Origin of the sequence: Winogradskyella sp. SM1960, from assembly GCF_020179375.1 — a bacterium.
Taxonomy (GTDB): Bacteria; Bacteroidota; Bacteroidia; order Flavobacteriales; family Flavobacteriaceae; genus Winogradskyella; species Winogradskyella marina.
Genome location: NZ_JAICBG010000005.1, coordinates 86,479 through 109,028, shown reverse-complemented (window position 1 = coordinate 109,028; position 22,550 = coordinate 86,479). Strand labels below are relative to the sequence as shown.

Sequence of the window (22,550 nt, the reverse complement as noted above, 5' to 3'; positions counted from 1 at the left end):
CTGCAAAAGTCGTAACTTCGCGGACGATTAAACTAGTCCAGTTTTAAAACAATGAATAGTCCGGTTAGTCAAATTCTAAAACAGCTTATCACTTTTGATAAAACTATTGTGCAACCTGTATATGTTCAAGTAGCACAACAAATCGTCAATGCAATACAACGTGGCTATTTAGAAAAAGGGAGTAAGTTGCCAGGAACTCGTGTTTTTAGTCAGCTATTAAACATTCACCGCAATACGGCTGTTGCTATTTACGAAGAGTTAGCGTCTCAAGGTTGGGTAGATATTATAGCGAATAGAGGAACCTTTGTGTTAGTGCCCGAAGCTTCAACGGCAAAAATTAAGGCGACAACAGAGCACTTGCAACAGGCATATACCTATCCAAAAGTCGCTGGTTTTCCGTTTCAAAAATCGTTTCACTTGGCTTCCACAGCACAAGAAACAACGGCTAAATATTCTATTAACGAAGGTAAGCCCGATTTGCGCTTGCATCCTGTGCATCAATTTTCGAGATGGTATAGCGCAGCAATGAAACGGAAGCCCTTAATTAATAAATGGAATAGAACCACTGCTTTAAGACCTTCTGTTTTTAGTACACAACTCTGTAATTATTTGAATGCCTCACGAGGATTTCACATTAATCCACAGCACTTAATTAATACACGCAGCACAGAAATGAGCCTTTATATGGTTTCACAACTGCTCATAAAACAAGATGATTTGGTGTTGGTTGGGCAGTTGAGTAATTATGCTGCTAATATGATTTTTCAAGAAGCAGGCGCGACAATGCGCACTATTCCGGTTGATGAAGAAGGCTTGGATGTCGATTATATTAAAACGCATTTTGTAAAGAAAAGCATACGCTGTGTGTATATCTGTGCACATAGAGATTATCCAACAACGGTAATGTTGAGCGCCAAACGTCGTTTGCAATTGTTGCAACTCGCCAAAACTTACGGATTTGCCATTATCGAAGACGATTATGATTATGATTTTCAATTTGAAGGTTCTGCGATGTTACCTATGGCAAGTGCAGATGCTGATGGTATGGTCATTTATTTAGGGAAGTTAGGGCAGTCATTATTTCCCAGTTTTCATACAGGATTTGTTGTCGCACCAGAAAATTTTATTTCAGAAGCCAAAAACTACTTACAATTATTAGATAAACAGGGAGACCTCATACAAGAGCAAATGCTTGCTGAGCTCATTTCCGAAGGCGAAATTTATAGGTTAAAGAAAAAGAATATCGTGACGTATAAACAACGTCTCGATAGTTTGTGCAGGTATTTAAACTCCTATTTTGAAGGTATTGTCACTTGGGAAAAACCTTTAGGTGGTTTAGCGCTATGGTTGCAATTTGTACATACTATTTCGTTAGTAAAACTAGCCGAAGAAGCAGAAAAACTCGATTTATTTCTGCCTAAAACCATTTTGTACCAAGATATAAATACCTGTGCTATTCGTTTTGGATTTGGGCATTTAAATGAAGACGAACTGCTTATTGTGATTAAAAAGTTGAAACGTGCATACGATGAAGTAGTTAGTCTTTAATAGGAAATTCTGTGTTGCAATCTTCACATTTATATTTGTAACGTGCACTAAAAGGCAATGTAAAGAACAGTAGACCAATTAAAAAAGACATCAAGGATTTGAAATTAGTGATAGTAGTGTACATTTCAATATGTTGACCTTTACAATTGGGGCAAACTATAGGATTTCCTTCGTTATCTACAGAATAAGCTTTAATAGATTTTAGAATTTCTCGCGCCTGTTCTTCATCCTTAGCAAGTACCTTTAATTTTACACCTCCAATAGCCTGACTCACTAAAGGATCTGTGTCTATGGTGAGATTATCTCTTAAAAAGACTTCAATACCATCGGATTCTAATCGGCCTTTGGCAATTTGTGCTTCTGTAGAATAAGGGAATCGGGCTATGGTAACAAAGGTATCTTGCATGAAGCAAAGATACTATATTCTAGTGGAGACCTGTCAGGTTATATACTGAAACAAGTTCAGCACTAAAGAAACCTGACAGGTCTCAAGGGAAGTTAATCAATTTTGCCAGACGCTATTTTAGCTTTCCATTCGTCTTTATCAATCCATTTAAAGTCATTTGGCACTGTAGCGTCTAATAAATCGATGTTTAATTGTTCGGAGAGCTCGTAACCTATAAGGAAAGCTTCTTTATAATCGTTTTCTTCATACAATTCAAAATGCTTGTTGTTGTCGTACCATAAATTCACTTCAAAGATATAATCACCACCAATTGTTGGTTGGTGAAATACAGAAACGTATTGATAGTTTTTAATAGTTTGCCATGATCCAAATTTTAATGGGCCCACGCTATAAGTTGGTTTAAATCTTGAGTTTTTGATATCGATATGAATACTTTTTCGCAAGGAAAAAGCAATACCAGGTGCAATAAAAATTAAACTAGATTTAAACTGATGTAGAAACGCTATAAACCCTTCTTCATTAAAGCTTAACCTATAGAACGCAAAGATTGTAATTGCTGTCGCGATAGTAAAAAATAATGCAGCAATTGGGATTTGCCAAATAGGTCTAGGGCTTTCTGAAATGATGATATTGGGTTTCATGTGTTTATATTTATTGTTTTTTATCGGTCACATGGTATATCCATTTTATTATTTCTTTGGGGATCAAGAGCGCGTTATGGATGTTTCATGTTTCAAAGATAGTGAGACCTGTCAGGTTTCAAAAACCTGACAGGTCTAATTAGTATAATTATCCTTTTTTAATAATAAATTATTGTTTATCGATAATTTTTATATATTTGTTATCGTAAAACGATAATTATGAGCTCAGCAAAAACACTTTATACGATACTAAATGTTATTATTTTCCTTATTCTCGCTAGCATTGGTTTAGGGATTTTTGTTTTAGCAATGATTCTCTTTGGTGTAAAACAAGATTTTATTGGCATAGGTGAAGATGTATTAATTTATAAAACTGAAGCCATGCTTTATCGTTATTCTTTTTTAAAGCTTGTGGTTTATGCTGTTTTTGTCGTTGCGCTTTGGAAATTAAGAAAGGCGACAAAATTGTTATTAAAGAATGATTTTTATAATACTAAACTCATAAAAGACATGTTCAATTCTGGAAAACTTATGATTCTTTCTTCAGTAGCTTTATGGGTTATTGATGAGATGAGCAATATGTTTTTTAAACGGCACCCTTTACTTGGTTTAAGTGAAAAAACATTGGTCTATTTATTAATAATTGCGATGGGATTGTTTTTAATGCTAATGAGTACGGTACTTAAAGATACTAAGGTTATAAGAGAAGAAAATGATTTAACTATATAGTTATGCCAATAATAGTCAACTTAGACCTCATATTAGCCAAACGTGGCATGAAGAGTAACGAACTTGCTGAACTAGTTGGGATTACAACCGCAAATCTTTCTATTTTAAAAACAGGAAAAGCCAAAGCCATTCGGTTTTCAACTTTAGAAGCTATTTGTAAGGCTTTGGATTGTCAGCCTGCTGATATATTAGAATACGTAGAGGATTAAAAGGTCTTAAAAATTAGTATCTTGGGTGTCTAAAAAATTGAATAGATGCGAAGCCTAATTTTATTATTGTCATTTTTATGTTTAGTGAATTGCAAAGACGACAAAACTTCCGACACGGAATCAACAACTAGTGGGAGTACGAGTTATACCATTTCGTTTAAAAATGCAGTACATCATGAAGCTGAGATCACGGCCACTTTTAAAGGTTTAAAATCCGGTGAAGCTGAATTTAGAATGTCGAGAAGCTCACCAGGACGTTATGCTATTCACGAATTTGCTAAGAATGCTTATAACGTAAAAGTTACAGACGGGAAGGGTAATGCTTTAGAAACAACACGTCCAGATCCGTATTCTTGGACCGTGAACAATCACGATGGCACTATAATAGTCAACTATACTTTATACGCTAACCATGGTGATGGTACTTATGCTCAAATCGATGAGACGCACGCGCATCTTAATATGCCAGCAACCTTTATGTATGCTCCGAGCTTGGAAAACGATATTTTCAACATTGAATTTAAACCTCGCGAAGACCTAAACTGGAAAATTGCAACGCAGTTAAAGCTCGTAGAAGGCAATACCTATTCCGCTGACAACCTACAGTATTTTATGGATAGTCCAACGGAAATTAGTGACCATATGGTACGTTCGTTTGAGGTTGATGGTCAAAAGATTAATTTCGCATTGCATCACAATGGAACTGCAACAGAATTTGATGCTTATTTTGAAAAGGTTAAGAAAACAATCTTACAACAAAAGGCCGTTTTTGGCGAATTACCAACTTTCGATTACGGAGAATACACATTTTTAGGCTGTTATATTCCTAATGCTACAGGAGATGGTATGGAACATCGTAATTCTACCATCGTCACCAGCACACGAAGTTTAGCTGATGGAGCCGATCGTAATATTGGTACTGTTAGTCATGAGTTTTTTCATTGCTGGAATGTAGAACGTATACGTCCAGAAAGTTTAGAGCCCTTTAATTTTGAAGCCGCTAACATGAGTGGTGAGCTTTGGTTTGCTGAAGGATTTACCAGTTATTATGATGATTTAACCTTAACCAGAGCAGGAATTATAGCGCAAGAAGATTATATAAATGGACTTACAGGAACGTTTAATTACGTATGGAATTCACCAGGACGACAGTTTTTTAATCCTATTGAGATGAGTTACCAAGCTCCGTTTGTAGATGCGGCACGTTCTGTAGATGATATTAATCGCGGCAATACATTCATCTCTTACTATTCGTATGGCAGTATGCTAGGCCTGGCTTTAGATTTATCACTTAGAGCCGAAAACCTGAATCTAGATGATTATATGACATTGATTTGGAATACCTACGGAAAAACGGAAACCTATTATACCATTGCTGATTTACAGCAAACCTTAAAGGATTATGCTGGTGCTGAATTTGGTGATACTTTTTTTAACAATTATATCTACAAAAGCGGCATGCCAGATTTTGAAAGCTTGTTTAAAACGGTTGGTGTGCAATTACAACAAAATACAGACCAGCCTGCTTTCGGATTGCGTTTGAACAATCAAGTGATAACCAATAATACAATGGTTGGTTCTGGAGCTTATACCGCAGGTCTCGAAAAAGGAGATAAATTACTTAAAATTGATGGTATTGAACTTAATAAAACTTCAGACTTAAATAAAATTTTAGGTACTGTAAAACCGAATCAAACCGTTGATGTGGTTTATGAACGCTTTGGAAAACAACGTACTGTAAACCTCACTTTAGATGCCGATACGTCTTATATTATTTCAAGTTTAGATGATTTATCTGAAGATGCTAAAGCAAATCGTGATGCTTGGTTGGGCGCGAAATAATTCTAACGACGTCGATTAGGCAACAAAGGAGGTGGCTCACCATTAAAAGGGTTAAACCGACTAATGGTCTTAGCTCCCATACCAGCAGCACTCATTACAGCTCTGTCTCCATAACGTTCGCGTATTTTGTCCATGGCATTGGTTAGGTTGAGGTGCATTTCATTATCCTCAAATAAATTTACTTGATGACCACCTTCTACCAAATGACTAAATTTTACACCAATCAGTCGTACTAAAAGCCGACGATGGTACAGTTTTTTGAATAAATCCAAGACCACAGGAATAATAGTATGATCCATGGCACTATACGGAATGCGTTGTTGTTGCGTATATGTTTGAAAATCTGAATACCGAATCTTAAACGTCACACAAGCCGTTAATTTATGACCACGACGCAATTGATACGCTAAATTTTCGGCCATGGCAACAACCATACCTTTCAGTTTGGTAACATCTGTCGTATCTTGATTAAAAGTACGTTCCGTAGAAATGGATTTACGCTCGTGATATTGCACTACTGGCGAATGGTCTATGCCATTGGCTTTTTTCCAAATCACCAATCCGTTTTTGCCCAGTACTTTGTGCATGAGTTCCATAGGCATATCTTGTATGGTTTGAATGCGTTTTACACCCAAATCGCACAACGCTTTATAAGTGACATTACCAACCATCGGAATTTTTTTAACTGAGAGTGGCGCTAAAAATGGCTTTTCAGTGCCATGAATCACTCGGATTTCGTTATTGGGTTTGGCTTCGCCAGTGGCAATTTTAGACACCGTTTTGTTAAGCGATAAGCCAAAGGAAATAGGCAAACCTGTTTCTCTAATAATTTTCTGTCGTAATTCTGAAGCTAATTTATGGCAACCAAAAAATTTATCCATTCCAGTAAGATCGATGTAAAACTCGTCGATAGATGATTTTTCATAAAGCGGCACATTGTCTTTAATGACCTCGGTAACACTATTTGAAAACTTGGTATAAATACCCGAATTTCCTCTAAGTACAATAGCCTCTGGGCACAATTGTTTTGCCATACGCATGGGCATGGCAGAATGAATACCAAAAGTTCGGGCTTCATAGCTGCAAGAGGCCACAACACCTCTGTCGCTAGTACCACCAATAAGTATAGGTTTGCCGTTAAGATTACTATCCATATGCCTTTCGCAAGACACAAAAAAAGTGTCTAAATCCATATGTACAATGCTTCGGTTGTTGTTCATTTTTTAATTTGGGAAATTCATGTCAGTTCGAGTGGCGATTTTTGTAGCTAAAGCGGAAAAAATGCTTGTATCGAGAACCTTATGATTAATGAAAGCTTCTCGATACAAATTTGTTCATGCTTTGCAAATTCACTCGAAGTAACGCGATGTTGTTTTTTAAACTGTTTTTAATTATACCTACAAGGTTTTTGAAACCTTACAGGATTTGTGTTTTTGAAAAAAAAACACCCCTAAAGTCCCCTCAAGGGGACAGTCTCACTGTTGCGAATAAAAAAATCTAAAAGATTTTTTTATTAATTGTCCCCTAGAGGGGACTTTAGGGGTGTGAAATTCAACTAACCACTTTATTATAAAAGCGTAATTAACGTCAGTTCGAGTGGCGATTTTTGCAGCTAAAGCGGAAAAAATGGTTGTATCGACAACCTTATAATTAATGAAAGCTTCTCGATACAAATTTGTTCATGCTTTGCAAATTCACTCGAAGTGACGAAATACTGTTTTTAAAATTCCTTAACTAATAGCTCTTTTCAAATCGGTAAAACTTCGTTTATTCTGAAACGTAGGATTCAAAGATTTTACCGCATAACGAGGGTCTTCAATAATGGCTAAACGTTCCATTTTAGAAACTTCAATCGTTACACAATCAAACTCTAGCATTACACGACCTATAATGCTATAAATTCCTTTTCCTCTAAAAGGATATTTGGCAGCAATAGGTGGAAAGTGAACGGTGTCTAAAAAATCGCCATCGCGATCTAAAAAAGTTCCAAAATGCATTATTTTTCCGTTGCTTGTTTTGGTGTTTTTGATGGTAATTAGGTAGCCTTCAATACGAATAAGTTGGTTTTCTAGTTGTTTTAAGTGTTTGGCGCGTAAATTACTAATCGAAGGTGTTTCTAGCAAAAAGAAAGGATTACAAAGGGAAAAACCGAGTAATTCAATTGAATCAAAAGCATTTTCTAAATCTGTACTTGGCAATTCTGGTGTGTTATAGTTAATCCTTTGGGTTTTAAATAGCGTAATTACGTCGTCTTGGACTACGGTTTTACTAATCTTTAAATGCGCTTCCCAAAGCAATTCACGTTTATTGATTTTTGTAAACCGAAAGGCATTAATTTTTATTAAAACCGAAATTTGTTCAATCGAAATTGGCACACGTTCTATAAAATCATCTAAGGACTGAAACATCCCATTTTTTTCACGTTCATTAAGTATACGATTGATGGTTTTAGATTCTAGAGACTGCAAAAACATAAAGCCGAGATAAATCGTTGTTCCTTTTATAATGGCTTGCGTAAAAGATTGATTAATACATGGTGCTTCAATAGTGCCATTGTGCATTCTGGCTTCGTGTACATAAAGTTCTGTACTATAAAATCCGCCAAAATTATTGATGGTCGCAGTCATGTATTCTAACGGATAATAGGCTTTTAAAAACAGACTTTGGTAGCTTTCTACAGCATAGGAAGCGGAATGCCCTTTGGCAAAAGCATAACCAGCAAAACTTTCTATTTGTCGCCAAACATCTGCGACTAAAGCTTCGGGTTTACCATCTTTTTTACAGTTGTCGAAGAATTTTTGTTTCACTTTTAAAAACTCATGTCGTGAGCGGAATTTTCCAGACATCCCACGACGCAACATATCAGATTCGCCCAAATCTAAGCCACCAAATAGGTGAGCTACTTTTATCACATCTTCTTGGTACACCATGATGCCGTAGGTTTCTGGCATAATTTTTTGTAAAACAGGGTGTGCTTCTTTTCGTTTTTCGGGGTAACGGTAACGCAAAATGTATTCGCGCATCATACCACTTTTGGCAACACCAGGTCTAATAATAGAACTTGCAGCCACCAAGCCCAAATAATTATCCACTTGCAGTTTTTTTAAAAGCATTCGCATAGCTGGCGATTCTACATAAAAACAACCAATAGCCTTGGCATGTCGTAGTAAATCCTTTATGCGCTCGTCTTCTTTAAAACGTTTAATATCATGAATATCAATAGGAGGTTGCTCTGTATAATTTTCGTCAATAATTTCTACAGCTTCTTTTATTTTTCCTAAGCCACGTTGACTGAGAATATCAAATTTATACAAACCAATATCTTCAGCAACGACCATATCAAACTGTGTTGTGGCAAAGCCTTTTGGCGGCATAAATGTGGCACAGTAATAATGAATGGGTTTCTCGGAAATGAGAATACCACCAGCATGAATACCTAAATAATTAGGAAACCCTTGAATATACTCGGCATATTTAATAACGAGTTGCGATAAATTATCGAGTTGATTAACCTTGTATTTACCTCGAGTTAGTTTATCCACTTCAGACTTTGGTAAGCCAAAAACTTTCCCTAATTCGCGAATAGACGCTTTAAATTTAAACGTGTTATAAACCGCAATAAGTGCTGTATGTTTAAAGGTTTCAAAAATATAATTGGTAATATCATCTCGGTCTCGCCACGAAAAATCGAGATCAAAATCTGGTGGATTTTGCCGAAAAAGATTAATAAAACGTTCAAAATATAAATCGAGTTCAATAGGATCTACATCTGTAATTCGCAATAAATAGGCTATAATACTGTTGGCACCACTACCACGACCAACGTAGTAATAGTCTTTGCTTCGCGCGTATTCTAAAATTTTCCAATTGATAAGAAAATAAGACACAAAGCTTTTTTGTTTTATGATGGTGAGTTCCTTTTCAATGCGGTCATACACGTTTTGGTCTACTTCAGTGCCGTAACGATAAGGAATACCATCGTAGGTTAATTGTTTTAGTAATTCATAATCTGAACTTTCATTTTCAGTGAGATGTTTTTGATTTTTAGGTTCGGTCGTTTCAAAATTAAAATCGGTTTCACAATGGTCTAAAAGCTGTTCTGTATTATTGATGAGTTTTGGAAATTCTGAATAGGTTTCGCACAGTTCATTATAAGGTAGCATCATATCGTTTATGCTTCCTTCTTCCGATTTTGGAAGCTTACTCAACAAAGTGTTGTTGTCAATGGCACGTAGCAAACGATGTGTGTTAAATCCTTTTTTATTTTGAAAGGAAACCGTTTTTAAAACCACCAATTTATGTTTGAATTGATTCCATTTTGAGAATTTGAGTCGATTGAGATCTTGAGGTGTAATGCCTAAAAATTCATTTGGTTTTAGTTCGAAATTGATGCCGTTTTGATACGGATAAATCACGAAACAATCATCTAAATCTTCATCTGGTCGTTCGGGAATTTGTAATTCAGAATTATGAAGAAACTTAGAGAGATAGTCGTTGATATTCTGAAACCCTTGATTGTTTTTCGCAATAAGAATAAACTGCTGTTGCGCACCATTTCTAAAATCGACACCAAGCACGGATTTTATTTTATACTTTTTGGATAAACGCATCACATCCAAACAAGCAGACGTACTGTTAATATCGGTTAAGGCAAGTGTTTGAACACCATTTTCTGAAGCAATAGCAAGCAATTGTTCTGGTTTTATGGTGCCATAACGAAGGCTGTAATAAGTGTGGCAGTTTAAATACATAGTGAAAAAGGTTGTTGTTTAATAAACGACTTTCTAAGCTTCGGAACTTTTAGAACAAAGAATCAAGAACTAGAACTCAATTACAAACAGCTGATTAACAAACATCAACAAATTAAAATACAGCTCTTCTCTATATTCTTTAAATTATTTCTAGAAGCAGATTGTAAAATTAGCTACTATATGTAGTTTTTGTTGCTTATATTTGTAGTAAATAATGTTAAAACTAAAAATAATACCACTTTAGTGGGAAGTATATATGAAACCAATTCAAATCAACATAAAACATTTACGTGCTCTAAAGAAGATGTCTCAAGAACGTTTTGCAGACGAACTAAAATGGAGCCGCTCTATGGTTGGTTCTTATGAAGAAGGACGTTCTGAGCCACCAATAGACCGTTTAATAGACCTGTCTATTTTCTTTGATATTCCTATTGATATTTTAGTAAAGAATGACTTACGAAAAGCAATAGATACTTCATTTATAGAGGTAGGAAATAAACGCGTACTGTTTCCTATAACTGTAAATGAAGATAATGAGGATTTAATTGAAATTATACCTGCAAAAGCATCTGCTGGTTACTTATCTGGCTATGATGACCCAGAATATATAGAGCAGCTTCAAAAAATTAAATTGCCATTTCTACCCACAGGTACACATAGAGCTTTTCCTATTAAAGGCGATTCTATGTTACCCGTAAAAGATGGTGCGTTTATAGTAGCAAAATTTTTAGAAGATATTACTGACATAAAAAATGGACGTACTTATATTATCTTAACCAAAGACGATGGTTTGGTTTATAAGCGCGTTTATATTCCAGAAAAAGACACCATAAATTTACTATTAAGTTCAGATAATAAAAGCTATCAACCGTATTTAATTCCTCGCGAAAATATTTTAGAAATTTGGGAATTTACCTGTTGTATTAATACCCAAGAGTATGATGAAAAGGAACTAAAATTGAGTAGTATTATGACTATGTTTCAAGAATTGAAAGTGGAATTGGAAGCTGTGAAACGCATGTAAGATGTTAGATTTCTTGCTCGACTTCCCTCAATAAATCGCTATTAGAACAAAGCTATAAGGCTTAAGAGAGAAGAACTAACTGGTAAAATTTAAGATTTTATTGGAACTCTAAATATGAGGTAGTATTAAACATTTTTATAATATCCTGCAAAGTCTTTTTTTTGACCTTGTAGGTATGGTTTATTGACTTAAAACGGCCTACAAGGTATTGAAACCTTGCAGGACTAAGCCAGTCTATTTAAAACAAAAAAAAGCGCGAAATAAAATATTTCGCGCTTTTTTAATTCATATTATGATTGAGTTAATCCGCTAAAATAATTAGCTTATTATCTTTCATTTCAAGGGTTCCTGAATTGATTTTTACAGATAACACCTTTTTATCATCATTATGAGGAACTACTTCTGCATGCAAATCATCAAATACCAAATGACTTTGTGTATGTGTGTTAATTCTAATTATACCTTCTTTTAAGAGGGATACAATAGGAGCGTGATTTGTTAACATCTCAAACTCACCATTTACACCTGGTACAACGACAGAATCAACTTCTGAACTAAATAAAGTAGCTTCTGGTGATACAATTTCTAAATACATAGTAAAACTTGTTTTACTACCCTGAATTTAATTCAGGGTCTTTTTGTTTTTATCTGAGGTTCAAATTAAGAGATACTGAAGCAAGTTCAGTATTAGCTTCGGCTACGCCTCAGCTAACATTTTTTCTCCAGCTTCAATAGCTTCTTCAATAGAACCTTTAAGGTTAAATGCCGCTTCTGGTAAGTGATCTAATTCACCGTCCATAATTAGGTTAAACCCTTTAATAGTTTCTTTAATATCTACTAATACACCAGGAATACCTGTAAATTGCTCAGCTACGTGGAACGGTTGTGATAAGAAACGTTGTACACGTCTTGCTCTACCTACAGCCATTTTATCTTCTTCAGATAATTCTTCCATACCTAAGATGGCAATAATATCTTGTAATTCTTTATAACGTTGTAATAACTCTTTTACACGTTGTGCACAAGCATAGTGCTCATCACCTAAAATATCAGCAGTTAAAATACGCGATGTAGAATCTAATGGATCTACCGCAGGATAGATACCTAACTCTGCAATTTTACGAGATAATACTGTGGTTGCATCTAAGTGCGCAAACGTTGTTGCTGGAGCTGGATCCGTTAAATCATCCGCAGGTACATAAACCGCTTGTACAGATGTAATAGATCCTCTTTTTGTTGACGTAATACGTTCTTGCATTGCACCCATTTCGGTTGCTAATGTTGGTTGGTAACCTACCGCAGAAGGCATACGACCTAATAATGCAGATACCTCAGAACCCGCTTGTGTAAAACGGAAGATATTATCTACGAAAAATAATACATCTTTTCCTTGGCCTTCACCAGCACCGTCACGGAAATATTCTGCTATAGTTAATCCTGAAAGTGCTACACGAGCACGAGCTCCAGGAGGCTCATTCATTTGTCCGAATACGAAAGTTGCTTTAGAGTCTTTCATTTCAGATTTATCAACTTTAGATAAATCCCATCCTCCGTCTTCCATAGAATGCATAAAGTCATCACCATATTTAATAATACCAGACTCTAACATCTCACGAAGTAAATCGTTTCCTTCACGTGTTCTTTCACCAACACCTGCAAATACAGAAAGTCCACCGTGTCCTTTTGCAATATTGTTAATCAACTCTTGGATTAATACCGTTTTACCTACACCAGCACCACCAAATAAACCAATTTTACCACCTTTTGCGTAAGGCTCAATTAAATCGATGACTTTGATACCAGTAAATAAAACCTCCGTAGATGTTGATAAATTTTCGAATTTTGGAGCTTGTCTGTGAATCGGTAAACCAGCATCACCAGCCTTAGGTAAATCTCCTAGTCCATCAATAGCATCACCAATAACGTTAAAAAGACGTCCGTAAACATCTTCGCCAATTGGCATTTGAATCGGAGCACCAGTTGCATGAACTTCTGTCCCTCTACTTAAACCATCTGAAGAATCCATAGCAATAGTACGTACGGTATCTTCACCTATGTGAGATTGTACTTCTAATACTAATTTAGAACCATCTTGGTTGTTAATTTCTAACGAATCATAAATCTTTGGAAGCTCTGAACCAGCAGCGAATTCTACATCGATAACTGGACCTACGATTTGTGCAACTTTACCTGTAACTTTTGACATTACTTATATGTTTTTGTTTTGCAATAGTTTAAATATGAAAAACACGTTTCTCAATCAAGTTGAGTGCGTTGGTTTTTCGCGCTGCAAAGATATGTTTTTATTTAAAAAAATAATAGTATTTACTGAATAAAAAAACACGCTCATTTCGAGCGTGTTTCGTGATAATAAATAAAGGGTATTTATTGAAGTGTAGGCGAATAGTTTGTAGGGTAATCTCCTGTATTCGCTTTAACACCTGCAGCTATAAAATTAGAGCCATACGTTAAATCTATAGCTTCCAAAAATTTATTAGCCATTATTGCATAACCTCTAGCCGTTAAATGAACTCCATCTAAACTCACAAGTCCACCAGTAACCAAATCTGTTGTTAAGGTAAAGTCGCCATCAGAAATTCCTGTTGTTGAAGCTTCTTCCAATATGCCTTTAAAATCTACGACTGCCAAACCTTTAGATGTAGCTACGGCATCTATAGTAGCGTTATAAGCGTCAGTAGCATTTTTAATGGCAAGTTGTTCGCTTGGTAATAACACCCATTTATCTTCTAAAGGATTTGTAACACCTTCTACTGAAAACTGTCCTGCAAGACTTGCTGGTAAGCCTTGTGATTCTAAAAAGGCCATTGTACTTGTGTTTACTGTACCAATAATAGAACTACTTGGTAACACTAACAATTCTTCAGAGGTAGCTTGTCTTGTCTGTCCATAAATACCACCAAATAAATTAGCTACTAAAGGAGCTGCTTCGGCTGGTAGTCCAAACGATTCTACAAAAGCAGGAAACGTTGGACTTGCACTTAAAACACCAATTATGTCATCAGAAATATCCGTTAAAGTTTCATCTTTTATAAGAACAGCACTTGCTTCAGTTTCTGAGAAAACTACAGAACGCTCTGCAGCATCATTAATAACACCTACTGATTCTAAATATCCATATACCTGATTTAATTGCCCAAAAACTCCATTCAATGTTGGAATTAATGGTCCAAAACTAGGATTCGCAGGACTCAATGGGTTATGCGGAACTGTAGTAAAATGCGTAAGGTTGGTTATATAAGGTACATTAGCAATTGCTCCTTTTGCTCCGTTTGCAGTTAAAGCATCTACAAGACCTGAAAAAACCTGTGCAAATACATTAGGATCTGTAATATCGTTTCCACCATAAGTAGATGGATCTAAATTCCCCGTCTGATCAACACCTATTCCACCAGAAGTTGCATACCCTAACACATCATTTCCACCGATCTCAGATAGTGTAAAAAATGTTGGGTTTTGAGCTACAGCATCACCAATAACCGTTGCGTCTGGCGATGAGGCCATTCTTGCAAAATAAGGATTAGCAGCTCCTACTGGCACTCCTGCAAGATTACCATAACCTGGTGCCACAAAATGAAAACTTTTTGCACCTGGAACTCCTAAATTAGTAAATGGTCCTGACAAAACGTTTGTTGTTTCCGTCGTTGGTGTTGCAGGTAAACCCGTTGGCCCTGAGCCATCAAAAAATAGTCTCGGACCAAATCTTGGATCTTGCATACCACCTATAAGTAAACCTCCAATATTATCACTCATTAAAGGTTGTGTAAAGCTACCACCATTGCTTGATGCAAACTGTTGTGATAATATGTTTGGGAATGAATTTTCTTGTGCATTAATAAATAGTGCATTATCAGTAAAACCTGCCGTGAACGATGCTCCAACAGCAACATACGTTGAAAAATCTAAGGATCCTGTTGTTAATTCCGGTAACGGTTCTGGTGTAGGGTTATAATCAAAATCATCATCACTACACGCTGTAAACCCAATGAGTACAGCTGAAAGAAATATATATTTAAATTTTTTCATTTTTATTAATTTTATAAATTATTAATAGTCCAAGATGCATAATACATAGAGCCGATACTACCAACTCCAATTGCGGTAAAATATTCATCACCAAGTAAGTTGGTTGCACCTACCTTTAATGAAGACTTAAGTGCTGGAATTTTAAAGTTTAGTTGAGCGTCTATATTATGATAAGCTGGAATGTTTCCATTACCAAAGGTTGCTTGCCAGTAATAGTCATCACTCCATCTCCAAGCGACATTAAAACCTAGATTCTTAGCCACTTCTGTATTACCAAAACTCAGCTTTGCCTTATGCTCTGGTGTGTTAAAACTTGTTATAAAATCTGGGAAAGCAGCTTGATCAAAATCTTGTTTTGTATAAGTATAACTTCCTCCAAGATCAAAACCTCCTAAAACTTTTATATCTAAACCTATAGATCCTCCATAGGAATTAACGTCAGCTTCTGAATTATTATAAGTTTGATAATCTCTATAATCACCATTTGAAATGGCATTAACAGAAATATCATTAGTTCCAACAGTTCCATATAAAGGTGCACTAACAACCTCACCCGAAATAAAATCTTGGTACTTGTTATAATAAACGCTCATATCTATGATCACCTTATCTAACTTACCTCTATATCCAACTTCCATAGACGTAATTTTTTCAGGTTTTACGATATCAGAATTACCTACTTCTAATAAACTTGAATCTCTTGTGTCAACGGTATTACCACTAGCTAAATAAGCATCCACAGAAGAGGCTAAATATGAATTTTCATAGGCTGCTCGTCCTGTTTGCGTAATCGAAGCTGGCTGACCTAAAGCAATTCCTCCTGGATTGACAGCATGAGTTCTTTCATAACGGTCTAAATTTGCAGGTGCAGATCCTACTAAGACCCTTGAACCAGCATCGAGACCAATAAATAAATCTTGTGTGGTTGGGTTTCTAAAACCAGTTTGTACAGAAGCTCTAATGTTATGATCTCTATTTACGGTTAAACCGGCAGAAACTCTTGGGGAAAGAAAACCATCAAAAAATTCAGACTTATCATAACGAGCAGAACCCGTAAGTTTTAATTTCATATCTTCATTTAAGTCTATTTCCTTCTGTAGTTGTGTATAAATTCCATATTCAGAATAATCAATAGCACCATCAAAATCCGTATAAATAGTTCCCGAAGAATTTAAACTGTATTGTCTATAAGAACCACCTACTTGAATATCTACAGCATCCCATAAATGACTAAAGTTGTAGTTGGCATCGCTATGATAATATTTTGATTGATCTTTAAACTGAGACCCTGTAAGTAAACTAGGATCATTAATAGTTCTTTCAAATGCCGCTTCGAACTCTGGAGTGCCAGGCTCAAGTCGACCAGTTTCTGCAGCTGCTCTAGCAGCAGTATGTGCTTCTGCATCTGTAGCACCACCTAGGGTTGCACCAGCGTAAGCACCAATGTATTCTTCAAACCATTGTGAATGAGGCTTCCAAGCATTTAAAATGTTAACACCTGTAAAGACCATATCATAAGAATCACCAGCATCATCAGAAACTACATAACCTCTAACGAAAAAATTGTCGTTTCGCACTTCAATTTTATGCTGTTGCTGAGAAAATCCAGCAATATTGTATCTATTACTACCTTGATAAATAGTATTACCTGTACCATATTTTCCAACGTATTGAATTTCAAAATCATTTTCCCATGGTCTAAAGTATAATCCCCAATCTGCTTTTATACTTTCTGCATTATAGTCGGTTAAGTCTTTTTCTTCGTAACCTGTTCTACTTACTACAACATCTGGAATGATACCTAATCCAGAAGCATTTCTAATATTCGTAGATACTAAATCACCATAAATATTGATACCATCGTACCCTACGCTTTCTCTAGTATCACCTGTTCCGGGTTTACCGTTATAATTATTAGCAGTCCAGTCTGTTCCTTTTAACCATCCGAAGTTTACCTTGGCAGCAAATTTTTCACTGAATTTGTATGCCATTCTAATACCAGTATCTCTATATGTGTTATCTCCACCTGCATCTTGCGATGTAATACCTTGTTTATGGTAAGCACTGATACCTTCGAAATCAAAAGGATTCTTACTACGCATAAATAAAATACCATTAAAGGCATTTGCACCATACAATGCTGATGCTGCTCCTGGTAAAAGTTCTACACTTAAAACATCCGTTTCATTCATTCCAACTAAATTTCCAATTGGAAAGTTTAATGCTGGAGCTGAATTATCCATACCATCTACCAATTGCATAAAACGTGTATTTGCGAAAGTGGCAAAACCTCTGGTGTTTACAGACTTAAACGTTAAACTATTAGTATTAACATCCACACCTTTAAGGTTCTCAAGCCCTTCATAAAAACTCGCAGAAGCCGTATTTTTAATTTCTTTTAAACCAAAACGTTCTACGGTTACTGGTGATTCAAAAATTCGTTCAGGTGTACGAGATGCAGAAATTACAACTTCATCAAATGCACTCCCTTCGTATAATGTGACATCAACAGTTTGATTATTAGTTACAACATCAATAGTTTGTGCTTCAAATCCGGTATAACTTATTCGGACTGAAAATGGTGGTTCTTGATTCACCACTAGTGTGTAGAATCCATCAAAGTCAGAGACAGTACCTGTACTTGTACCTACAACGATTATATTTGCACCAGGTAATGGCAACCCAGAATTGTCGATAATTTTACCTTTTATTGTGGTTTGAGCAAAAGATGCCACACAAAAAAGCATAGTGAAAAGCTTTAAGATTGTCTTCATGTTAGATAATTAGTTAATTTGTTAGATTAGCAATTTAATTAAATATATGAAAATTAAGTAATAAATTCGCAAAAATCTATGCACGCATAATAAAAATTCGAAAAAAAACGCTCTAAATTTGAGGATTACTCAAACTTAAAGCGTTTTTAACTATTTTTTATGGGCTTATTTTACTCTACAGTAACCGATTTTGCTAAATTTCTCGGTTGATCTACATTTTTTTCTAACATAACAGCGATATGATAAGACAATAACTGTAAAGGTATGGTAGTTAATAGAGGAGTTAAACATTCTATTGTTTCCGGAACTTCAATCACATGATCTGCTAGTTCTTTTACACTTGTATCACCTTTTGTTACAATACCAATAATTTTTCCCTTTCGCGCTTTTATTTCTTGGATATTACTCACTACTTTTTCGTAATGTCCCATTTTTGTTGCAATAACAATTACAGGCATCTGCTCATCAATAAGTGCAATAGGACCATGTTTCATTTCTGCGGCAGGATAACCTTCAGCATGTATATAAGAAATCTCCTTAAGTTTTAAAGCTCCCTCTAAAGCTACAGGAAAATTAAATCCACGTCCTAAATACAGGCAGTTTTTAGAGTCCTTATAAATTTCAGCGATAGTTTTTACGTAAGCATCAGACGTTAAAGCTTCTTCAACTTTTCCTGGAATCGTTTCGAGTTCAATAAGGTGATGTCTAAATTCTGAACTAGAGATTGTTCCCTTCGCTCTTGCTAAACGTAATGCCATTAAGGTTAATACGGTTATCTGCGTTGTAAATGCTTTTGTTGAAGCCACTCCAATTTCTGGCCCAGCATGCGTATACGCACCAGCATCTGTTTCTCTAGCAATAGTGGAACCAACAACATTACAAACTCCAAACACAAAGGCTCCTTTAGATTTTGCTAATTTAATAGCTGCTAAAGTATCTGCGGTTTCACCAGATTGAGATATAGCAATAACAATATCATTCTCTGTTATCACTGGGTTTCTGTATCTAAATTCTGAAGCATATTCTACCTCAACTGGGATTCTTGCTAAATCTTCAAAAATATATTCTGCAACTAATCCTGCGTGCCAAGATGTACCACAAGCTACGATGATAATTCGGTCAGCTGCTAAGAATTTCTTCATGTTATCCTCAACACCAGACATTTTTACGATCGCTTCGTTACTTAATAAACGTCCTCTAAAGGTGTCTAAAATAGCACTTGGTTGTTCATAAATCTCCTTGAGCATAAAATGGTCGTAACCACCTTTTTCAATCTGCTCTAAATTAAGTTGAAGTTCTTGAATATAAGGATCTACGAGAGCGTCCCCTTTTATTTTTCGTACTTTGACGTCCTTGCCTCTTCTAATGATTGCCATTTGTTCATCTTCAAGATAAATGGCGTTTTTTGTATATTCAATAAAAGGAGAAGCATCACTTGCTATAAAAAACTCATCGTCACCAACACCTATTGCTAGCGGACTACCGAGTTTTGCGACAACAATTTCGTTTGGTTTATTTTTGTCAAAAACAGCAATTGCATAAGCTCCGACAACTTGGTTTAAAGCAATTTGTACTGCCTTACCTAATTTTAAATTATCGTTTTTCTTTACTTCTTCAATAAGATTAACCAAAACTTCAGTGTCTGTTTCTGACTGAAACGTGTAACCGCGTTTAATTAATTCTTGTTTTAAGGCATCATAATTTTCAATGATTCCGTTATGAATAATTACTAAATCTCCAGAATTAGAATAGTGAGGATGAGAGTTAACATCGTTTGGTACACCATGTGTTGCCCAACGTGTATGACCAATACCCAGAGTTCCGTCTGTGGTAATTTCATTATCTATTTTGTCCTTAAGATCAGACACTTTGCCTTTGGTCTTTGATAGCTTTATAGCGTTGCCATCATACAATGCAATACCTGCACTATCGTAACCTCTATATTCTAATCTTTGAAGTCCTTTAATAACAATAGGATAGGCCTCTCGATGGCCAATGTATCCAACAATTCCACACATAGGTTTCTTTTTTTAGTAATTTGGTTCTGTATAAAATATTTCTAGATATACACGTTTATCTTCATTAGTTTCAGATGTATTATTACCATACAAAATAGTTCCTCTTGGTGTTAGAATAGAACCTATTGGCACTGTTGCATCTAAATCATCATCTGACAGCTCTTTACTCTGTGAAAAACTTACACTAGGATCTTCAATATTTACATTTAGAGAAACCGCTAAACCAAGTTCAACATTTGTGGAATCTCTAATTAATAAATTATTGATATGTTCTGTAATTTTCAATTTGTATTTTACACCTTTATTACTTGGCTCATCATCTACACGTTCTAAAGGACCAAGATGTCTAACTTTAGAAAACGAAGGTAAATTGGTGTTAGTGGCATCTAAAAAATAATCGATTAACGGCGATTTATTTGATACATCATACAAGTACAAGCGATTAGGCTCGTTCTCTGGGTCTTCATTAAATAAATCTAGCTGATCTCTGTCAACGTAAAAAACAAGATTAGCTTCGTTAACTAATCGTTTAGAACTCACGTACTTATCATTTTCCAAATTGACAAAGTCATTTCTAAAGACGTCAAAATTACTCATACCTGCTTCGGTATTAAAACCGTCAAACAATTTTATTCCTGCAATAGCTCCTTCCCCTCCTTTTAAGTAAAGTCTATCATCACCTAGGTCTGAATCTCCATCATTTACTGGCAATGTAAAATCGTTTTCAAGAAAATTAATCTTATTAGCTCCAAAATTAAGTACAAACGTTGAATTATCTCTTAACTCAGGATCATCGTCAGTTGACGCTGTTAGTTTTGAATAATAAATAGTAAGGTTGGCATTATTAGCAGTACTTGTGTTTAATATAAGGTAACTGCCATCATCATTTATAGCTTCAGCTTTAAAATAAAGACCTCTAAAGTATTCAGAAAAATTATTTAAGTTACTTAAAACTGCATCTCCTTCTTTATCTAATATCTTTTCTTCCCAAAAAGAAGGTTCTAACATAATTCTAATTCCTGGTGCTTGAGTAGACAATAACGTTTTATCACCATTTTCATCTAATTCATTAACATCCATTAGTCTATAACCGTTTTCGTTGATATCAATTTCATTATCAACTACAGTCATTATACTCCCTGTTTCCTCATCAAACTTTACAAAAGTAAGCTCCTCACCTTCTAGGGCTGTCGTGGATATAGTTTCTGACGATGACACTGATTGGTCTGAGTAATAAGCTTGTCCTTCATTAAAACCACCACTTGGATCAAAATCTCTAATAAAATACTTATTTTCAAAAACGCTTAACTTTATATTATTGTAGCCCTCTCCTTTAGAGAGTACTGAATCTATACTGTAGGTAGGATTGCCATCGTCATCAGCACCTGTAATTGTACTATAAAAAGGCAAGGTAATAACAACAGAGTCAACCTTTGCATCCTCTCCAAAAGAGGGATTAAATGTTGTTGGTGTTAACTGCGTTACAAAACTCGATGTTGTTCTTCCATAAGCATCATCGTAAATACCTAAGGTTGTTAAACCAAGTTGATTTGTTTGTACAGGATTTAAGGCTTTGGTATAGGCAATAACATCATATTGATTAGAGTCTATATCAAAATTTGTTGCAACGTCACTATTAAGAAGGTCAGACTCTAAAGTAGCAAAATCATCGTCACAAGCAATAAAACTTGAAACAATAAGGCCAAATGATAAGATCTGGAGTGCAATTTTATTCTTTTTCATAGGTAATATTAACTGTTTAATACAGTGTTGTTATAAAAATCTGTGTATGGATCTGCAAATTCTTCAATTGAATAATAGTCCAATACAGGTTTTGTTAAATCACTTAAATAAGTATCTAATTCTTCTGGTAAATCTTCAGAACCTCTAATGATAGCATCAGAATTATCAATAGCAACCTTCATAAGGTTGATATAATCGGGCTGCTTTAGCAGTTCTGTTGCATTAGCATCTAATTCATCAAAATTAACTTTAGAGATCATGTCTTTATCTAACGTCCCTTCAAAGCTTTGATTGTATACAGAGGTTACTATTTTACTTTCGGTAAATAAAGGTTCTGTTTTATAAAACTCTTTTAAGTATAACGGAAGAAGTGACGCCAACCAACCATTAACATGAATAATATCTGGAGCCCAATTTAGTTTCTTAACTGTTTCAATAACGCCTTTTGCAAAGAATATCGCACGTTCATCGTTATCTGAAAACAACTCACCGTTTTCATCTGTTAAGGTTGCTTTTCGCTTAAAATAATCTTCATTATCAATAAAGTAAACCTGAATGCGTTCTTTTGGTATAGAAGCCACCTTTATTATTAATGGCATATCTAAATCGTTAATTACCAGGTTTATTCCAGAAAGCCTAATCACTTCATGAAGTTGATGCCTTCTTTCATTTATATTTCCAAAGCGAGGCATAAATATTCTTATCTGACCTCCTTGTTTGTTTACCATCCGTGGCGCTTCAAACGACATTGAAGAGATTTCTGTTTCGGGTAAATATGGAACAACTTCCGAGGACACATACAATATTCGTTTATCTTTCAT

At 35.3% G+C, this 22,550-nt stretch carries 16 protein-coding genes; 5 read left to right on the top strand and 11 right to left on the bottom strand.

All coding sequences use genetic code 11. The features are described 5' to 3' along the window. Nucleotides 1-51 precede the first annotated feature (51 nt). Nucleotides 52-1,548 carry a PLP-dependent aminotransferase family protein gene (locus tag K1X16_RS12885; RefSeq protein ID WP_225036699.1) on the top strand — a complete coding sequence of 499 codons (1,497 nt, stop codon included), beginning with the start codon at nucleotides 52-54 and terminating at the stop codon, nucleotides 1,546-1,548. On the opposite strand, the gene K1X16_RS12880 is transcribed toward K1X16_RS12885, so the two are convergent. Beyond that, complete coding sequence (locus tag K1X16_RS12880; protein WP_195871051.1) at nucleotides 1,538-1,954, bottom strand: DUF2007 domain-containing protein; 417 nt, start codon at nucleotides 1,952-1,954, stop codon at nucleotides 1,538-1,540. The two genes, K1X16_RS12885 and K1X16_RS12880, sit on opposite strands and share 11 nt — an antisense overlap. A gap of 92 nt (nucleotides 1,955-2,046) precedes the next feature. Further along, nucleotides 2,047-2,595 (bottom strand): hypothetical protein, encoded by a 549-nt coding sequence (locus K1X16_RS12875; protein ID WP_225036698.1) that lies wholly within the window; start codon nucleotides 2,593-2,595, stop codon nucleotides 2,047-2,049. 219 nt (nucleotides 2,596-2,814) lie between these two features. Between K1X16_RS12875 and K1X16_RS12870 the strand changes: the two genes are divergently transcribed. The 3 genes from K1X16_RS12870 to K1X16_RS12860 are packed head-to-tail and all read left to right on the top strand — an operon-like array spanning nucleotide 2,815 to nucleotide 5,375. Beyond that, on the top strand, nucleotides 2,815-3,324 hold the full coding sequence (locus K1X16_RS12870; RefSeq protein ID WP_225036697.1) for a DUF2975 domain-containing protein: 510 nt from the start codon (nucleotides 2,815-2,817) through the stop codon (nucleotides 3,322-3,324). Between the two features lie 2 nt (nucleotides 3,325-3,326). Beyond that, a complete protein-coding gene (locus K1X16_RS12865; RefSeq protein WP_225036696.1) occupies nucleotides 3,327-3,533 on the top strand; it encodes a helix-turn-helix domain-containing protein in 207 nt (68 codons plus the stop codon). Nucleotides 3,534-3,578: 45 nt separating this feature from the next. Continuing rightward, nucleotides 3,579-5,375: a M61 family metallopeptidase gene (locus K1X16_RS12860; RefSeq protein WP_225036695.1), complete on the top strand. Its 1,797-nt coding sequence runs from the start codon at nucleotides 3,579-3,581 to the stop codon at nucleotides 5,373-5,375. Nucleotides 5,376-5,377: 2 nt separating this feature from the next. Here K1X16_RS12860 and dinB read toward each other — a convergent pair whose 3' ends face one another. Both dinB and K1X16_RS12850 read right to left on the bottom strand, forming a co-directional pair. Continuing rightward, on the bottom strand, nucleotides 5,378-6,595 hold the full coding sequence (dinB, locus tag K1X16_RS12855; protein WP_225036694.1) for a DNA polymerase IV: 1,218 nt from the start codon (nucleotides 6,593-6,595) through the stop codon (nucleotides 5,378-5,380). A 510-nt stretch (nucleotides 6,596-7,105) separates the two neighbouring features. Beyond that, entirely contained in the window at nucleotides 7,106-10,126 is a 3,021-nt protein-coding gene (locus K1X16_RS12850; RefSeq protein ID WP_225036687.1) for a DNA polymerase III subunit alpha, read from the bottom strand. A 256-nt stretch (nucleotides 10,127-10,382) separates the two neighbouring features. Between K1X16_RS12850 and K1X16_RS12845 the strand changes: the two genes are divergently transcribed. Then, nucleotides 10,383-11,150 (top strand): XRE family transcriptional regulator, encoded by a 768-nt coding sequence (locus K1X16_RS12845; protein ID WP_225036686.1) that lies wholly within the window; start codon nucleotides 10,383-10,385, stop codon nucleotides 11,148-11,150. 301 nt (nucleotides 11,151-11,451) lie between these two features. Here K1X16_RS12845 and K1X16_RS12840 read toward each other — a convergent pair whose 3' ends face one another. The 7 genes from K1X16_RS12840 to K1X16_RS12810 all read right to left on the bottom strand — a co-directional run bounded on the left by K1X16_RS12840 (nucleotide 11,452) and on the right by K1X16_RS12810 (nucleotide 22,550). Then, the gene (locus K1X16_RS12840) at nucleotides 11,452-11,745 is read right to left on the bottom strand and encodes a F0F1 ATP synthase subunit epsilon (protein WP_225036685.1); all 294 of its coding nucleotides are present in this window, start codon (nucleotides 11,743-11,745) and stop codon (nucleotides 11,452-11,454) included. A 102-nt stretch (nucleotides 11,746-11,847) separates the two neighbouring features. Beyond that, complete coding sequence (gene atpD / locus K1X16_RS12835) at nucleotides 11,848-13,356, bottom strand: F0F1 ATP synthase subunit beta (protein WP_225036684.1); 1,509 nt, start codon at nucleotides 13,354-13,356, stop codon at nucleotides 11,848-11,850. 179 nt (nucleotides 13,357-13,535) lie between these two features. Next, nucleotides 13,536-15,194 carry a G-D-S-L family lipolytic protein gene (locus K1X16_RS12830; protein WP_195871036.1) on the bottom strand — a complete coding sequence of 553 codons (1,659 nt, stop codon included), beginning with the start codon at nucleotides 15,192-15,194 and terminating at the stop codon, nucleotides 13,536-13,538. Between the two features lie 11 nt (nucleotides 15,195-15,205). Beyond that, a complete protein-coding gene (locus K1X16_RS12825; protein WP_225036683.1) occupies nucleotides 15,206-17,968 on the bottom strand; it encodes a TonB-dependent receptor in 2,763 nt (920 codons plus the stop codon). Nucleotides 17,969-18,138: 170 nt separating this feature from the next. Then, nucleotides 18,139-19,986 carry a glutamine--fructose-6-phosphate transaminase (isomerizing) gene (gene glmS, locus K1X16_RS12820; RefSeq protein ID WP_225036681.1) on the bottom strand — a complete coding sequence of 616 codons (1,848 nt, stop codon included), beginning with the start codon at nucleotides 19,984-19,986 and terminating at the stop codon, nucleotides 18,139-18,141. Nucleotides 19,987-19,998: 12 nt separating this feature from the next. Next, nucleotides 19,999-21,729: a DUF4270 domain-containing protein gene (locus tag K1X16_RS12815; RefSeq protein WP_225036679.1), complete on the bottom strand. Its 1,731-nt coding sequence runs from the start codon at nucleotides 21,727-21,729 to the stop codon at nucleotides 19,999-20,001. Nucleotides 21,730-21,737: 8 nt separating this feature from the next. Further along, nucleotides 21,738-22,550 (bottom strand): glycogen/starch synthase, encoded by an 813-nt coding sequence (locus tag K1X16_RS12810; protein WP_195871032.1) that lies wholly within the window; start codon nucleotides 22,548-22,550, stop codon nucleotides 21,738-21,740.

Coding starts and splice junctions, on each gene's coding strand:
- K1X16_RS12885 (WP_225036699.1), top strand. CDS start 52: ATGAATAGTCCGGTTAGTCAAATTCTAAAACAGCTTATCACTTTTGAT.
- K1X16_RS12880 (WP_195871051.1), bottom strand. CDS start 1,954: ATGCAAGATACCTTTGTTACCATAGCCCGATTCCCTTATTCTACAGAA.
- K1X16_RS12875 (WP_225036698.1), bottom strand. CDS start 2,595: ATGAAACCCAATATCATCATTTCAGAAAGCCCTAGACCTATTTGGCAA.
- K1X16_RS12870 (WP_225036697.1), top strand. CDS start 2,815: ATGAGCTCAGCAAAAACACTTTATACGATACTAAATGTTATTATTTTC.
- K1X16_RS12865 (WP_225036696.1), top strand. CDS start 3,327: ATGCCAATAATAGTCAACTTAGACCTCATATTAGCCAAACGTGGCATG.
- K1X16_RS12860 (WP_225036695.1), top strand. CDS start 3,579: ATGCGAAGCCTAATTTTATTATTGTCATTTTTATGTTTAGTGAATTGC.
- dinB (WP_225036694.1), bottom strand. CDS start 6,595: ATGAACAACAACCGAAGCATTGTACATATGGATTTAGACACTTTTTTT.
- K1X16_RS12850 (WP_225036687.1), bottom strand. CDS start 10,126: ATGTATTTAAACTGCCACACTTATTACAGCCTTCGTTATGGCACCATA.
- K1X16_RS12845 (WP_225036686.1), top strand. CDS start 10,383: ATGAAACCAATTCAAATCAACATAAAACATTTACGTGCTCTAAAGAAG.
- K1X16_RS12840 (WP_225036685.1), bottom strand. CDS start 11,745: ATGTATTTAGAAATTGTATCACCAGAAGCTACTTTATTTAGTTCAGAA.
- atpD (WP_225036684.1), bottom strand. CDS start 13,356: ATGTCAAAAGTTACAGGTAAAGTTGCACAAATCGTAGGTCCAGTTATC.
- K1X16_RS12830 (WP_195871036.1), bottom strand. CDS start 15,194: ATGAAAAAATTTAAATATATATTTCTTTCAGCTGTACTCATTGGGTTT.
- K1X16_RS12825 (WP_225036683.1), bottom strand. CDS start 17,968: ATGAAGACAATCTTAAAGCTTTTCACTATGCTTTTTTGTGTGGCATCT.
- glmS (WP_225036681.1), bottom strand. CDS start 19,986: ATGTGTGGAATTGTTGGATACATTGGCCATCGAGAGGCCTATCCTATT.
- K1X16_RS12815 (WP_225036679.1), bottom strand. CDS start 21,729: ATGAAAAAGAATAAAATTGCACTCCAGATCTTATCATTTGGCCTTATT.
- K1X16_RS12810 (WP_195871032.1), bottom strand. CDS start 22,550: ATGAAAGATAAACGAATATTGTATGTGTCCTCGGAAGTTGTTCCATAT.